We start from the raw sequence: 13,456 nt of genomic DNA, 5'->3' as shown, positions 1-13,456 counted from the left end.
GGCTGGCGCGGGGTTAGTCCACCAGGGAGGGATCGAGGTCGATCATCAACTGCTTCATCTCGGCAAAGTGCTGCCTGGAGAAATCGGCAATCTTCTCCCAGTCCTGGGCGGTTTTTTCCGCCACCGCGTCTGACAGCACCTTCAGCGGCTGGCCGGTTGACCAGGCGGTGATCAGGATCTGACAGGCGCGCTCCAGGGTCCAGATATCGTCGAACGCTTCGCCGATGGTCGGGGCGGTCACCAGCACCCCATGGTTGCCCATCAGCAGACGGCGTTTATCCGCCAGCAGCCCCGCCAGCCGGGCGCCTTCTGCCGCGGTGTCCGCCATCCCGCCGTACAGGGTATCGACGGCGACCCGGTTAAAATAGCGGGCCGTGTTCTGGTCGATAGGCAGGATCTGCGGCGTCGCCAGACAGGCGAGGCTGGTGGTGTACACCGGGTGCAGATGCAGCACCACCCGCACGTCGGGCAGTCGCTGATGGATCTGCCCGTGGATGGCCCACGCGGTGGCATCGACGTCAGGGCGCGCGGCGCAACGTTCATCATCGGCGTTCAGCACCAGCAGATCGCTGGCGCGGATGCGCGAAAAGTGTTTCCACTTCGGGTTGAGTAAAAACGTTTTCCCGTCAGCGGAGAGCGCGGCGCTGAAATGGTTGGCCACCGCCTCATGCATGCCGAGATGGGCAATGATGCGAAAGGTGGCCGCCAGGTCGATGCGGATCTGCTCTTCATCGGAATCGCGCATGGGCATTATTCCGCTTTCGGCATCAGGGTCTGCAGATCGTCCGCCGTCGGCGCCTGGAAGTGATATTTCTTCAGCAGGGCGGCATATTCCGGCGTCGCGCTGTATTTTTTCAGCGCCTCTTCGAGGGCGGTTTTCACCTTAGTATTGCCTTTTTTAACGCCAAAGCCGTTCAGCACCGGATAGATCAGCGTGTCAGAGGAGATAACCACCCGATCACCCAGTTTTTCCACCACCCCGCGCGCCACGGCGGCGTCGGTGATCTGCGCATCCACCGCGCGCGACAACAGCGCCTGGGTGGTCTGCGGGTCGGTGGTATAAACGCTCAGCGCAATTGGCTTCAGCCCTTTCTTCACGCAGTAGTCGGCGGAAAGCTTCTGCAACTGCGCCAGCCACGAGGTGGCGCCCATCGAGCCGATTTTATGCCCGCAGAAGTCTTCCGGCGTCTTAGGCTGGTAGTCGCTCCCTTTGCGGGCGAGGATCGCCTCCCCGCTTTTCAGGTACGGCACCATGTCGATCACCTTCAGGCGCTCGGCGGTAATGTACATCGACGAGTTGGTGATATCGAAGCGCCCGCCCTGCAGCCCGGGGATCAGGTTGGGGAAGCGGGTATCGATATTCACTGCTTCACGGCCCATGCTCTTCGCCAGGCCGTTGAGCAGTTCAATATCAAACCCCGCCGGCTTATTGTTCTCCATGTACTCGTAAGGGAAAAAGGTCATGTCCGAACCAGCGGTGATCTTACCGCTTTGCTGGAAGGCCAGCGCGTTCAGGGATGTCAGAGCAGCCGCTGCGCAGAGCAGCAGGGTCAGCGGGCGTGGTGCGAAAATGCGTGTCATAAAACCTCCGGAGTGTGGGCGAATTACATGCTGACGCGATCGGCGCCGGCCTGCTGAACAAAAAACGAAGCGCCGTGCGGCTTCTGCGGCAGACGAAGCTGGTTATTGGTGCTGCGCACCAGACCGCTCTCTTCCCCGGCCACCAGCTGGCCGGCATGGCGGCTCGGCAGCGGGTTTTCGCCGAAGGGCAGCGCATCCTCGGCGGCGTAGACGCTGATGAACAGGGTGCGCGGCAGGGCGGTCTCGTTGGGGCTGGAGGCGTGCAGCAGGCGGGTATGCATAAAGCAGACCGAGCCCGCCGGGCCAAAACAGGCCTGCGGCTGCTGGCAGTGCGTCGCCACCACCTCATCATCCACCGCCCCCGTGAAGCGCCCCTCCTGCCAGTGGGTCCACAGCGGCCCCTGATGGCTGCCCGGCACCACGTTGAGCGGGCCATTCTCCGGCGTCACCTCGCTGACCATCAGCAGAGCGGTGATGATGTCGTCATTGCTGTGTGGGGTGAAGAGGAAATCCTGATGCCATTTCACCTCGGTGGCGGTGTGCGGCAGCTTGGAGTTAATTTTGCTGTGATGAAAGCGGGTGCCGCTGCCGCCGATCAACTGCGCGGCGATGGTAGCCATCCGCGAATTCAGCGCAGTATGGCGATAGGCCTCGGAGATCTCCGTCGGGGAGGCGACCCGGCGCAGCGACGGATGGTCGGGAGCATGGTCGCGTTCGATATCGAAACGTGGCCGCCCGTCGAGGGTTTCTCCCCACACCGTCGCGTGACCGCGGCTCTCCTCGACCCAGCCGTCGAAATCGCTCTGCAGGGCGGCGATGTCAGCGCTGGAAAGCACTTCTTCGACCACCAGAAAACCCTGCTGATGAAACTGATCAATTTGCCACTGCGCAATCATAGTTTTTCCTCTTCACGTTCCGATAGTTAAGCCAGAGAAACATCTTTGAGAAAGGCCTCGACCCGCGGGTGCTGCCCGCTACGCATCGCCTGCGGCGTGTCATCGCACACCACCCGGCCTTTCTCCATAAACACGATCCGGTCGGACACTTTGAAGGCGAAGTTCATCTCGTGGGTGACGATGACCATGGTGATGCCTTCGTGGGCCAGGGATTCGATAACCTGCAGCACTTCATTCACTTTTTCCGGATCCAGCGCCGAGGTGGGCTCATCGAACAGCATGATCTGCGGACGCATCATCAGGGCGCGGGCGATCGCCACCCGCTGCTGCTGTCCGCCGGAGAGCTGGTGTGGATACTTCCAGGCGTGCTCCAGCTGCCCACTTTGTGCAGCAGTTCGCAGGCGTGCTGGCGCAGCTCCGCGTCACTTGCCAGATGGTGATAGCGCGGGGCCAGCAGCAGATTGCCGAACACGGTCAGATGCGGGAACAGGTTAAAGCTCTGGAACACCATGCCGATGTTCAGGCGATGTTCGGCATTCTCCATAAAGCGCGGCTTCTGCTGCCCCTGGCGGTCGAGGTGAATAAAGGGTTGGCCGTTAATCTGAATTTCGCCGTTATCGATCTGCTCAAGACCGTTCAGCAGGCGAATGAGGGTGGTTTTCCCCGAGCCTGACGGACCGATGACCGAGACCACCTCGCCGGGCTGGATCTGCAGGCTCACCGCCCCCAGCACTTCGACGTTGTTGTAGGCCTTATGCAGCTTAGAGGCCTGCAGTGCCGGCTCATGACTCTGGGTGACGCTGCGCGCCATCGCCGGGCGGCGGGCGCTGGCCAGCCGCTGCATCTCGGCATCTACCGGACGAGCGGTATTGCGCTGGGTTACGTCAAGGTAGTTCTCCAGCCGTTTCAGCAGAAAATCGAACACCGTGACGATAAAGATGTAATAAAACGCCACGGCCGTCATCGTCTCCATGACCAGAAAGTTCTGCGAGTAGAGCTGCTGGCCGACCATCAATATTTCGGTCAGGGAGATCACCGACACCAGCGAACTGAGCTTCACGATGGCGATATATTCATTGGCCAGCGCCGGCAGGGCGACGCGCAGCGCCTGGGGGATGATCACCCGCCACTGGATCCCGGCGTAGCGCAACCCCAGGGCCCGCGCGGCTTCGCTCTGCCCTCGAGGGATGGAGAGCAATCCGCCGCGGTGGATCTCGGCGATATAAGCCGCTTCGCTGAGAACCATCGCCAGCAGGCCGGCCCAGAAGGGATCGTTCAGCACCGGGGCGAAGGAGGGCAGCGCCTGCGGCATGTTGTAGACAAAAATCAGCAGGACCAGCAGCGGCATACTGCGAAATAACCAGATATACAGCCGGGCTGGGGTGGATAACCAGCCGCGCGGCGACTGTTTGGCCAGCGCCAGAATAAATCCGAGCACAATACTGCAGCCCCAGGTCAGCAGACTTAATTTAATGACGGTCCAGGTGGCCCACCAAAAATCGGCATCGCTGAGCAGGCTTAACATGTAGTTCCAGTTAAACGTCATGGGCTATTTCACTCGTCATAATTATCAAAAATGAAAGTGGCTCGGCTGTGCCGTAATGGGGAGCCACCGGTATTCATCGTGCGAATACACTATGCTGGCAGGATGCTTTCAGAGGCAATTAGTAAATTTTTGGCCTTTAAGTTTAAAAAAACTATACAGCGATATTAACGATATGGAATTTAAAGTGATTGTTAAGATACTTTGCGTAAACAATTTAAAAACAATGACTGTAATTCAATAACGCTATTTTGAGCAGACAGGTTATTTTGCGCGAAACTGGGGCAGACGCTGCCAGTCTGGCGTGCAGCGTGGCGCATGATGGTGCAATGGTGGAAATAAACCACGCGGGCGTAGAGCAATAATAAATATTGTCGCCCCTTGTCGGGCAATGCGCCGCTCTTTTCCGGGGGTGGCACGCGGATTGCTTGGGACTTAGAGGAAAACTATTCCCTGTGTGCGCCGGACCATATTTTATCAATGGTGATGCTATGAACCGATTTACCCTGAAGCAGCTCAAATATTTCGTCACCGTGGTGGAGACGGAGAGTATCGCCGAGGCCTCCCGCCAGCTGCACATTGCGCAGCCGTCGATTTCGATTGCCATCAAGAATCTGGAGAGCACCTTCGACCAGCAGCTGTTTATTCGCCACCATGCGCAGGGCGTTTCGCTCACCTCCAGCGGTCGGCGGATCTACGATAAAGCGAAAGAGCTGCTGCGCCTGTCCTGGGAGTTCGAACAGAATTCGCGAGCGGATAAAGAGCTGGTTTCTGGCATGATCTCCATCGGTTGCTTCGAATCGGTGGCTCCGCTGTATATGCCGAAGCTGGTGGCCGGGTTTAAGAAATGCTATCCGGAAATCACCCTGCATCTGTACGACGGCGAACAGCATGAGCTGATGCATGGCCTGCACCGCGGCCGCTTCGACCTGGCGCTGGTTTACGATCTGGAGCTCGGCCATTCGATCAATAAAGAGCGGCTCAATGCCCCGCATAAACCCTACGCGCTGCTGCCCGCCGCGCATCCGCTGGCGCAGAAGGCGCAGGTGACGCTGCAGGAGCTGAGCCGCGAGCCGATGATCCTCCTCGATGCGGTCCCCAGTAAAAATTATTTTATCTCCATCTTTAAGGAAAAGGGTTATCACCCGGAAGTGGCTTACAGTTCCCCCTCCATTGAAATGGTGCGCTGTATGGTGGGTCAGGGGTTGGGTTTTTCGGTGCTGGTCACCCGGCCCTGCTGCGATATGACCTACGATGGCGAAAGAGTGGTGCAGCGGGATATTGCCGACGAGATGCCCGCCTCGACCTTAATTATGGCGCATCTCGCGAATAATGAGCCCACGCGGCCGACGCAACTGTTTATGGATTATTGTCGCAGCATCGAATTAACCCCAACTCACGCCTGAAATAACGCCTGTCGATCCGGCAGGCGTTATTTTTTTGTCGTCACTCAGCCTCGTAAAATTCTATTCAGTCGATCGTTTTATAATATTTTACCAATTCGTCACAGTTAAATAACCTGAAAGCCGTCAATTCCGGCGACGTCGTCGGCAACTGTGCTTGAAGGATAGCGAAATGACTGAACAGATTACCGAGATCGATACCCTGGTGGTCGGCGCGGGGCAGGCGGGCGTCGCCATGAGCGAGCATCTGACCCGGCTGGATATCCCCCACCTGGTGCTGGAGAAACAGGGTATTGCCCAGGCCTGGCGCAGCGGGCGCTGGGATTCGCTGGTGGCCAACGGCCCGGCCTGGCACGATCGGTTTCCGGGGATGGTGTTCCCGGACTGCCCGCCGGACAGCTTTGTCGGCAAAGAGCAGGTTGCGGACTATTTTGCCGCCTATGCCCGCAGCTTCAATGCGCCGATCCGTACCGGGGTGGAGGTGTACAGCGCCGAACGCCTCGCCGGACGGCCGGGCTTTCGTATTGACACCTCGCAGGGGGGGATTGAAGCGCAGCGGATCGTAGCGGCCACCGGGCCGTTTCAGCGGCCAGTGATCCCGGCCATTGCCCCACAGAGTCCGGCTATTCAGCAGCTCCACTCCGCGCACTATTTTAACCCGCAGCAGCTGCCGGAGGGCGGTGTGCTGGTGATTGGCGCAGGATCCTCCGGCGTGCAGATTGCCGATGAGCTACAGCGGGCCGGACGCGCGGTGTGGCTGTCGGTGGGAGCGCACGACCGCCCGCCGCGTCGCTATCGTCAGCGCGATTTTTGCTGGTGGCTCGGGGTGCTGGGGATGTGGGATGCCGCGGCCAATGCGCCGGGTAAAGAGCATGTCACTATCGCGGTGAGCGGCGCGCGCGGCGGCCATACCGTCGATTTTCGCCAGCTGGCGCATCAGGGGGTCACGTTAGTGGGGCAGACCCGCGGCTTTGACGGTGACAAAGCACTGTTTCACCCCGACCTGGCGGAGAATATCCGCCGCGGCGATGCCTCCTACCTTGCGCTGCTCGACGCCGCGGACGCGTGGGTGGCCCGCAACGGCATGGACCTGCCCGAAGAGCCCTCCGCCCGCGAATTTCTGCCCGATCCGGCCTGCGTTACCGACCCGCTGCTCAGTCTCAATCTGGCCGAGGCCGGGATCGGCACCATCATCTGGGCGACGGGCTACACCACTGACTATCGCTGGCTGAAGGTCAACGCCTTCGATGACGCACAGCGGCCACAGCATCACCGCGGCGTATCGACGGAGCCGGGCGTCTATTTCCTCGGCTTGCCGTGGCTCTCGCGGCGCGGGTCCACCTTTATCTGGGGCGTCTGGCACGATGCCAAATATATTGCCGACCAGATCGCCATTCAGCGCCAGTACCAGCGTTACCAGCCGTCCTGTTAACCGTTTTCCTTAAGGAGTGCTTTGATGCCAACTCATACCCGTATTCGCATGTTTAACACCAAAGAGACCTACCCGAACCAGGCGCTGAACAACGATCTGTGCCAGGCGGTGCGGGCCGGCAATACCGTCTACGTTCGCGGCCAGGTTGGCACCGACTTCGCCGGCAATCTGATTGGCCTCGGCGACCCGCGGGCGCAGGCGGAGCAGGCAATGAAGAATGTTGAACAGTTGCTGAAAGAGGCGGGAAGCGACCTCTCGCATATCGTCAAGACCACCACTTATCTGATCGATCCCCGCTATCGCGAGCCGGTCTATCAGGAGGTGGGCAAATGGTTAAAAGGTGTCTTTCCCATCTCCACCGGGGTGGTGGTGTCGGCCCTCGCGCAGCCGCAGTGGCTGATGGAGATTGACGTTACGGCGGTGATCCCTGACGACTGGCAGGGGGAGGCAGCAGAATGACTCTCTCTATTAGCGCCCGCTGCCCGGAATCAGGTCAGCTCGGCATTGCCATTAGTTCGTCGAGCATGGCCGTGGGATCGCGCTGTCCGTGGCTATTGCCCGGCGTCGGCGCGGTCGCCAGTCAGAACATAACCCTGCCGTCGCTGGGGCCGCAGATCCTCAGCGCGCTCGAAGCGGGGGCCAGCGTTGAGCAGGCCCTGAACCTGGCCCTGGCGGAGGATCGCTTCCGCGAATATCGCCAGGTCGCGGCGATTGACGCCAACGGCGACACGGCGGTGTTCAGCGGGGAGTTCACCCTCGGGATCGGCGGCGCCCTGGCGGGGGATAACTGCGTGGCGGCGGGTAACATGCTGGCCGGTCAGGGGGTAATCGCCGCGATGGTGGGCGCCTTTGAGGCCGCCACCGGAGAGCTGGCCAGCCGGCTGCTGGCCGGGCTGCGCGCCGGGATCGTCGCCGGGGGCGAGGCCGGGCCGGTCCACTCGGCGGCGGTGAAGGTGGTGGACGATTACCCGTGGCCGGTGGTCGACCTGCGCATTGACTGGGCGGAGGTGGATCCGCTGGCGGCCCTTGAGCAGCTGTGGCTGGCCTGGGAGCCGCAAATGGACGCCTATATTACCCGGGCGCTCGACCCGCGCGAGGCGCCCGCCTATGGCGTCCCCGGCGATGAATAACATCCTCGCCGCGCTGCTGGCTTTTGACACCACCAGCCGCCATTCGAACCTGGCGATGATCAACTGGATCGCCGATTTTCTCGCTGCCCGCGGCGTGGCGTCCCGCCGCTTTTATGACCCGTCGGGCGGTAAGGCCAATCTCTACGCCCGGCTGGGGCCGTCCGGCGGCGGTGGGGTGATGCTCTCGGGCCACACCGACGTGGTCCCGGTGGACGGCCAGGCCTGGAGCGTTCCGCCTTTCAGCCTGACCGAGCGCGATGGCCGCTACTATGGCCGCGGCAGCGCCGATATGAAGGGGTTTCTCGCCTGCGTGCTGGCGGCAGTGGATGACTTTCTGGCGGCGCCGCTGCGCATGCCACTGCATCTGGCCTTCTCCTATGACGAAGAGGTCGGCTGTCTCGGCGTGCGCAGCCTGGTGGATTTTCTGCAGGCCTCGCCGGAGAAACCGGCGCTGTGCCTCATCGGCGAGCCGACAGAGATGCAGCCGGTGTTCGGTCATAAAGGCAAACTGGCCATGCGCTGCTGCATCGAGGGGCAAGCCTGCCATTCGGCCTATGCCCCGCAGGGGGTGAACGCCATCCGCTACGCGGCGAGACTGATCAACCACCTGGATCGGCTGGGCGTGCGTCTGGCCCGGCAGCAGGACAGCCGCTTTTCGCCGCCCTTCAGCACGCTGCAGGTGGGCACCATTCAGGGTGGGGCCGCGCTGAACATTGTTCCGCAGTCCTGCCGCTTTGATTTTGAGATCCGCTACCTGCCGGGGATGCGTCCCGAAGCGGTCACCGAGGCGCTGGCGGCCTACGCCCATCGCCAGCTGCTGCCGGAGATGCGCCGGGTAGGCAGCGGGAGCGACATCCAGTTCCAGCTGTTAAGCCACTATCCGCCGCTGCTCAGCGATCCGCAGTCCGACTTCGCCCGCTGGCTGGCGCAGTGGTGCGGCAGCGACCGCTTCTCCACCGTGGCGTTCGGCACCGAAGGAGGGCTGTTCGATGAGATGGGCGTCGCGACCCTGGTCTGCGGACCGGGCAGCATGGCCCAGGGCCATAAGGCCGATGAGTACATCAGCATCGCGCAGACCGAGCGCTGTATGACGATGCTGAGACAGCTTTGCGCGTGGATGCGTGCCGAACCGGCGGAACCGCTCACCTGATCCCTCAACACAGGAACCCAAGCGATGCACAATCAACACTCTCCCCACATCGATCAAGCGACCATCGACCGCTGGCAGGCGGATGGCGCGGTGTTATTAAAAGGCGTCTTTACCCCCTGGGTCGAGCGCCTCGCCGAAGGGGTCACGGCGCTGATGGCCAGCCCCAGCGAGTATGGTCATGCGCGCACGGTGATCCCCAAAGATGGTTCGCCGCCTTTTTTTCAGGACTACTGCAACTGGTCGCGGATCCCGGCGTTTAGCGAGTTTGTCTTTCAGTCAGCGGCCGCCGAGATCGCGGCGGCGCTGATGCAGTCGCAGACGGCGAAATTTTTCCATGAACATACGCTGGTCAAACCGGCCGGAGGCAGCACGGTGACTCCCTGGCATCATGACCAGCCTTACTATTGCGTCTCCGGCAGGCAGAACGTCAGCTTCTGGATCCCGCTGGACCCGGTGGCGGAGGCCACCTCGCTGCGTTGCATTCGCGGGTCGCATCGCTGGGAGGAGGAGTTCAGTCCTACCCGTTTCAATGGCACTAAGCTTTACGAGCACACCCGGTTCAGCACCCTGCCGGATATCGACGCCCATGAGGACGAATACGATATCGTCAGCTGGGCGCTGGAGCCGGGGGATGCGGTGGCCTTCCATTTTCGCACCGTCCATGGCGCCCGCGGCAACCCCGGCGCGCGGGCGCGACGGGTCTTCTCCGCCCGCTGGGTGGGGGATGACGCCTCGTTTGCCGATCGCGGCGGCGTGACGTCGCCACCGTTCCCCGAGCTGACCCTGCGGGACGGCGACCCGCTGGATTCCCCGCTGTTCCCCCAGGTTTGGCCGCGGGCGTGAGCCACTGGCGGCGGGATCTGCTATGATCCCGCCTTTCGCTGTCTGGAGCCAGTCGATGTTCAACGACGCCATTGTTTATGACCGCTACGGGCCGCCGGCCGCCGTGCTGACCCTGAAACGCCTGCCGCTGGCGCCGCTGGCGGGCGGACGGGTGCGGGTCAGGATGCGCTTTGCCCCGGTGAATCCTTCGGATCTGATCCCCGTGACCGGCGCCTATCGCCACCGCACCCGACTGCCGGCCGTCGCCGGCTATGAAGGCCTTGGCGAGGTGGTCGCCGCGCCATACGGCAGCCGGTTGGCCGCGGGCCAGCGGGTGCTGCCCCTGCGCGGGGGCGGCACCTGGCAGCGGTTTATCGATCTGGATGAGACCTGGCTGGTGCCGGTGCCGCCGGCAGTTGACGATCTGCTGGCCGCCCGCGGGTATATCAATCCGCTGACGGCGATGCTGATGCTCAAGCGCTGGCCGGTTGCCGGAAAACACCTCGTGCTGACCGCGGCATCGTCCTCCTGCGCCAGTCTGCTGGGACAGTGGGCGCTGGCGATGGGCGCCCGCTCGGTGAGCGGGATTATTCGCTCGCCGCAGCATCGGGCGCGCCTGGAACAGGTCGGGATCTATCCGATCCTCGATACCGACCGGGCGCTGATGGAGAAGGTCAGCCAGCACAGCGATCTGGTGTTTGACGCGGTGGGCGGCGAACTGGCGAATACGCTGCTGTCGGTGCTGCCCGGGTCGTCGACCCTGATCTCCTATGGGCTGTTATCCGGGCGGCCGCTGACCCAGACGCGCGGTAGCGCGACGGTGCGCAAGTTTCATCTGCGGGAGGCGCTGCCGACACTCAGCGTGGCGGCGTGGCGGGCAGCGTTCGACGAAATCTGGCAGCGCCTGCCGACGACCTCCCAGCCGCCGGCCCAGCGTATAGCGTTGAACAACTGGCGGGAGGCGATTGCCGCCGCCGGCCAGCCGGGAAGAGGCGGTAAGATCCTGCTGGATTTCACCGCTGGTTAAGATTACTTTTTCTTTTCGCCCAGAGTAGGGGTTTCGTCAAAGAAGTTCCACGGCTTGAGCAGCGCGTGCGCCCACTCGGTCGGCATGATCGGCCACTCTTCGGCGCGCGCCACGTGGGTGGTGCCGGTGGTGATCCACACGACGTCATCGTGGTTAGTCAGCGACTCATCATCCTTCGCGTACTGGCCCAGGCCGGTATCGTGGGCGGAACGGTTCGGGTATTTCCCTTCCGGATATCGCTCTGTCGGGTGGTAGCGCGTCACCCACAGCTGTTTATCCATAAAGCTCAGGCGATGATATATCCACTCGTCCGGGGCGAATTTGGCACCGGTCGCCGCCGGGTGCGTGCCGCCGGCGTAAGGGATAATCTGGTATGAGACCGGGTTGCCCATGCGGTTCTCTTTGCTGGTGTTGCTCAGCAGGCGGATAGTGCCCGGGTCGAATTTCTGCGCCGCTTTCTGCTCGCTATCGATTGTGTACTGATTCACCTGCATGGTGCTGGTGCGCGGGCCGCCGGCGGTGTTGGGCTTCACTTCAGGATCCATCGCCACCAGGGTGTTGTTCTCGCCGTCCACATCGAGGTCGAGGCGGAAGTTATAGATGTGCTGGTGAGTGGTGCCGACAATATTATGGTCGATCAACGTTCCGTAGCGGGTATCCTCTTTGGCACTGGGGTCATGCATGGTCTTCGCCAGCACGCCTTTCACCGCTTCAATGCCGGTGGCGCCGGCATCGATACCGATGGTGCCGTTGTCGTGGAACACCCAGTCAAAGATATAGTCGTAGTTGCCGACGGTGCTGATCCAGCGTACCACCAGTTCCCGGCGTTCGGTGCTGACGTTGGGTTTGCCCATCTCCAGGTGCTTATACTCAGGCCCGGCATAGCGTTCGAATATGGCCACCGCGCCTGGAATAGTGGTCGGTTTGCCGGTGTAATCGGCGATAGTTTCGTCCAACAGTACCGCATTTGACGGCGCATCTTTACCGCGAACAATCGGCGAGGTCAGGGTGCCCATGCCGTAATCGCCGGAGTCGAGGTAGGCTTTGAAATACCAGCCGACGTCCGGGTCGCCGTAGGGGACGATCATCCCGCCGAGGGAACCTTCATACATCACCTGGCGTTTTGTGCCGTTATCGTTGTAGGTCACCGTTGACAGAATTGGTCCGACGCGCGAGTTAAGACGCAGGTGGAAATCCCAGTTCTGCCAGTGAATGGTATCGCCGGTAATGGTGTAGTTTTTGCCTTCCGGTTCGGTTATCTCCAGCGGTTTCACCGCCGGGGCGTTGCGGTCGCGACCATCATACGGACGGGGCTCCATTGGGACCGGGATCACCGGACCTTCTTCGATTTTGATGATTTTCTTCGCTTCAAGGTCGACCACCGCCACCAGGTTTTCAATCGGGTGCGCCCAGTAGTTGCCGTCGCCGGTATCCAGATAACTGACCACCTTCAGCAGACGCGCATCCTGCTGCAGGCCATCTTTGCCATCAAAAAAGCCAACGGTGAGCGGGGTGGTGACCACTTTGCCAGGATCGGTAATACCGTGCTTTTTCAGCACCTCAGCGAATTCGCTGCTGGCATTGATGATGTTCTGCACGCTAACGAAGTCATCGAGCAGCACCATCCCGTGGGCGCCTTTGATCGGCGTCCAGGAGAGGATTTTTTTGTTTTGCAGATCGACCACGGCTTCAATGACGTGTTTGCCATCGAGCATCACCACATCGGCAGTGCGGGGAGCATCGACCGGCGTTCCCTGCAGGGCAAAGGCCCATACCGCCGCCTTGTCCGGCTCGTGTAAGGAAATCTCAGTAAAGCGGGTATTCGGCTGAAACTCCGGCGCGGCTTTGACAATGGTCACTGCTTCACTGATTTCCGCCGCCGAGAGCGAGTTTAACGGGTGCGGGCGCTTTTCCACCTGGAAGGTCTGATCGAGACCGGACTGGAACACATCGTTGATAAAGGTATCGGAAACCCAGGCTTTACCTTCCTTCATTACCACAGGCACCGGTAGGTCAAGGGATTTACCGTTGACGATCGCCGTTTTGGCGCCGGGCTTTACTTTGACGTAAGCGCCGTCTTTTATCAGGGTGAACATTTGCGCGTAGTCATCCCACTGCACATCGGCGCCGAATTCCTGCAGCGTTTTATCCAGCGGTACCATGTGGGCTTCGCTACCGTGAGCGAAGACCGGTGATTGCCAGGCGCAAACCACCGCCACGGCCAGCGCCAGCGCGGTTTTACGAGGAGAAAATTTCAAGCCGTTTGCCATTGTGACCTCATCTTATTGTTGTGTTGTCTCTTGCCGCTGCGAATGTCGGCTTTGTCATCCTTAAGCTACCAGCCAGCGGTGCCGGGGCGTTTGTTTGCTTTTGCCAGCTTGTTTGTCAGTTTTGCCAGACGGACGTAAAAAATGCCTCCGCAGAGGCATTGAGAACGTGCGCTGATTTTTTTGCCGGGTGGCGGCTGACGCC

The 13,456-nt window shown here is 61.1% G+C and carries 11 protein-coding genes and 1 pseudogene; 7 read left to right on the top strand and 5 right to left on the bottom strand.

Translation table 11 applies throughout. The annotated features are described in order from the left end of the window. Positions 1 to 13: 13 nt before the first annotated feature. The 4 genes and pseudogenes from AB1E37_RS13775 to AB1E37_RS13760 all read right to left on the bottom strand — a co-directional run bounded on the left by AB1E37_RS13775 (position 14) and on the right by AB1E37_RS13760 (position 4,023). Positions 14 to 745, bottom strand: a complete 732-nt coding sequence (locus AB1E37_RS13775) for a class II aldolase and adducin N-terminal domain-containing protein (protein ID WP_023279027.1) — start codon at positions 743 to 745, stop codon at positions 14 to 16. A 5-nt stretch (positions 746 to 750) separates the two neighbouring features. Next, positions 751 to 1,581 carry an ABC transporter substrate-binding protein gene (locus AB1E37_RS13770; RefSeq protein ID WP_004190435.1) on the bottom strand — a complete coding sequence of 277 codons (831 nt, stop codon included), beginning with the start codon at positions 1,579 to 1,581 and terminating at the stop codon, positions 751 to 753. Positions 1,582 to 1,604: 23 nt separating this feature from the next. After that, a complete protein-coding gene (locus AB1E37_RS13765) occupies positions 1,605 to 2,477 on the bottom strand; it encodes a phytanoyl-CoA dioxygenase family protein (RefSeq protein WP_032447519.1) in 873 nt (290 codons plus the stop codon). A gap of 26 nt (positions 2,478 to 2,503) precedes the next feature. Further along, positions 2,504 to 4,023 (bottom strand): annotated as a pseudogene (locus tag AB1E37_RS13760) (amino acid ABC transporter permease/ATP-binding protein). Positions 4,024 to 4,511: 488 nt separating this feature from the next. Here AB1E37_RS13760 and AB1E37_RS13755 point away from each other — a divergent pair. The 7 genes from AB1E37_RS13755 (at position 4,512) to AB1E37_RS13725 (ending at position 10,984) form a co-directional block, all read left to right on the top strand. Further along, positions 4,512 to 5,426, top strand: coding sequence for a LysR substrate-binding domain-containing protein (locus AB1E37_RS13755; RefSeq protein ID WP_004190428.1), 915 nt, complete (start codon positions 4,512 to 4,514; stop codon positions 5,424 to 5,426). A 169-nt stretch (positions 5,427 to 5,595) separates the two neighbouring features. Further along, positions 5,596 to 6,855 carry an NAD(P)/FAD-dependent oxidoreductase gene (locus AB1E37_RS13750; RefSeq protein ID WP_032447520.1) on the top strand — a complete coding sequence of 420 codons (1,260 nt, stop codon included), beginning with the start codon at positions 5,596 to 5,598 and terminating at the stop codon, positions 6,853 to 6,855. A gap of 24 nt (positions 6,856 to 6,879) precedes the next feature. Continuing rightward, positions 6,880 to 7,314 (top strand): RidA family protein, encoded by a 435-nt coding sequence (locus tag AB1E37_RS13745; RefSeq protein WP_004190423.1) that lies wholly within the window; start codon positions 6,880 to 6,882, stop codon positions 7,312 to 7,314. Further along, a complete protein-coding gene (locus AB1E37_RS13740) occupies positions 7,311 to 7,985 on the top strand; it encodes a DUF1028 domain-containing protein (protein ID WP_004190420.1) in 675 nt (224 codons plus the stop codon). Before AB1E37_RS13745 ends, AB1E37_RS13740 begins: the two co-directional genes overlap by 4 nt. After that, positions 7,978 to 9,135, top strand: a complete 1,158-nt coding sequence (gene argE, locus AB1E37_RS13735; protein WP_032447521.1) for an acetylornithine deacetylase — start codon at positions 7,978 to 7,980, stop codon at positions 9,133 to 9,135. The genes AB1E37_RS13740 and argE overlap by 8 nt, the downstream gene beginning before the upstream one ends. Before the next feature lie 24 nt (positions 9,136 to 9,159). Then, positions 9,160 to 9,978, top strand: a complete 819-nt coding sequence (locus AB1E37_RS13730; protein WP_004224479.1) for a phytanoyl-CoA dioxygenase family protein — start codon at positions 9,160 to 9,162, stop codon at positions 9,976 to 9,978. 22 nt (positions 9,979 to 10,000) lie between these two features. Beyond that, positions 10,001 to 10,984, top strand: coding sequence for a zinc-dependent alcohol dehydrogenase family protein (locus tag AB1E37_RS13725; protein WP_162881888.1), 984 nt, complete (start codon positions 10,001 to 10,003; stop codon positions 10,982 to 10,984). A 2-nt stretch (positions 10,985 to 10,986) separates the two neighbouring features. Here AB1E37_RS13725 and tynA read toward each other — a convergent pair whose 3' ends face one another. Beyond that, positions 10,987 to 13,254, bottom strand: a complete 2,268-nt coding sequence (gene tynA, locus AB1E37_RS13720; protein ID WP_004190410.1) for a primary-amine oxidase — start codon at positions 13,252 to 13,254, stop codon at positions 10,987 to 10,989. Between the last annotated feature and the right edge of the window lie 202 nt (positions 13,255 to 13,456).

This window comes from Klebsiella sp. Shm-1, from assembly GCF_040804525.1.
Classification (GTDB): Bacteria; Pseudomonadota; Gammaproteobacteria; order Enterobacterales; family Enterobacteriaceae; genus Klebsiella; species Klebsiella pneumoniae.
Note: the sequence above shows the minus strand (reverse complement) of the source record. Positions and strands in the feature narration are given on the sequence as shown.

What these genes read in the sequence shown, in the direction of transcription:
- AB1E37_RS13745 (WP_004190423.1), top strand. Translation starts at nt 6,880, where the DNA reads ATGCCAACTCATACCCGTATTCGCATGTTTAACACCAAAGAGACCTAC.
- tynA (WP_004190410.1), bottom strand. Translation starts at nt 13,254, where the DNA reads ATGGCAAACGGCTTGAAATTTTCTCCTCGTAAAACCGCGCTGGCGCTG.
- AB1E37_RS13740 (WP_004190420.1), top strand. Translation starts at nt 7,311, where the DNA reads ATGACTCTCTCTATTAGCGCCCGCTGCCCGGAATCAGGTCAGCTCGGC.
- AB1E37_RS13770 (WP_004190435.1), bottom strand. Translation starts at nt 1,581, where the DNA reads ATGACACGCATTTTCGCACCACGCCCGCTGACCCTGCTGCTCTGCGCA.
- argE (WP_032447521.1), top strand. Translation starts at nt 7,978, where the DNA reads ATGAATAACATCCTCGCCGCGCTGCTGGCTTTTGACACCACCAGCCGC.
- AB1E37_RS13750 (WP_032447520.1), top strand. Translation starts at nt 5,596, where the DNA reads ATGACTGAACAGATTACCGAGATCGATACCCTGGTGGTCGGCGCGGGG.
- AB1E37_RS13765 (WP_032447519.1), bottom strand. Translation starts at nt 2,477, where the DNA reads ATGATTGCGCAGTGGCAAATTGATCAGTTTCATCAGCAGGGTTTTCTG.
- AB1E37_RS13725 (WP_162881888.1), top strand. Translation starts at nt 10,001, where the DNA reads ATGATCCCGCCTTTCGCTGTCTGGAGCCAGTCGATGTTCAACGACGCC.
- AB1E37_RS13775 (WP_023279027.1), bottom strand. Translation starts at nt 745, where the DNA reads ATGCGCGATTCCGATGAAGAGCAGATCCGCATCGACCTGGCGGCCACC.
- AB1E37_RS13730 (WP_004224479.1), top strand. Translation starts at nt 9,160, where the DNA reads ATGCACAATCAACACTCTCCCCACATCGATCAAGCGACCATCGACCGC.
- AB1E37_RS13755 (WP_004190428.1), top strand. Translation starts at nt 4,512, where the DNA reads ATGAACCGATTTACCCTGAAGCAGCTCAAATATTTCGTCACCGTGGTG.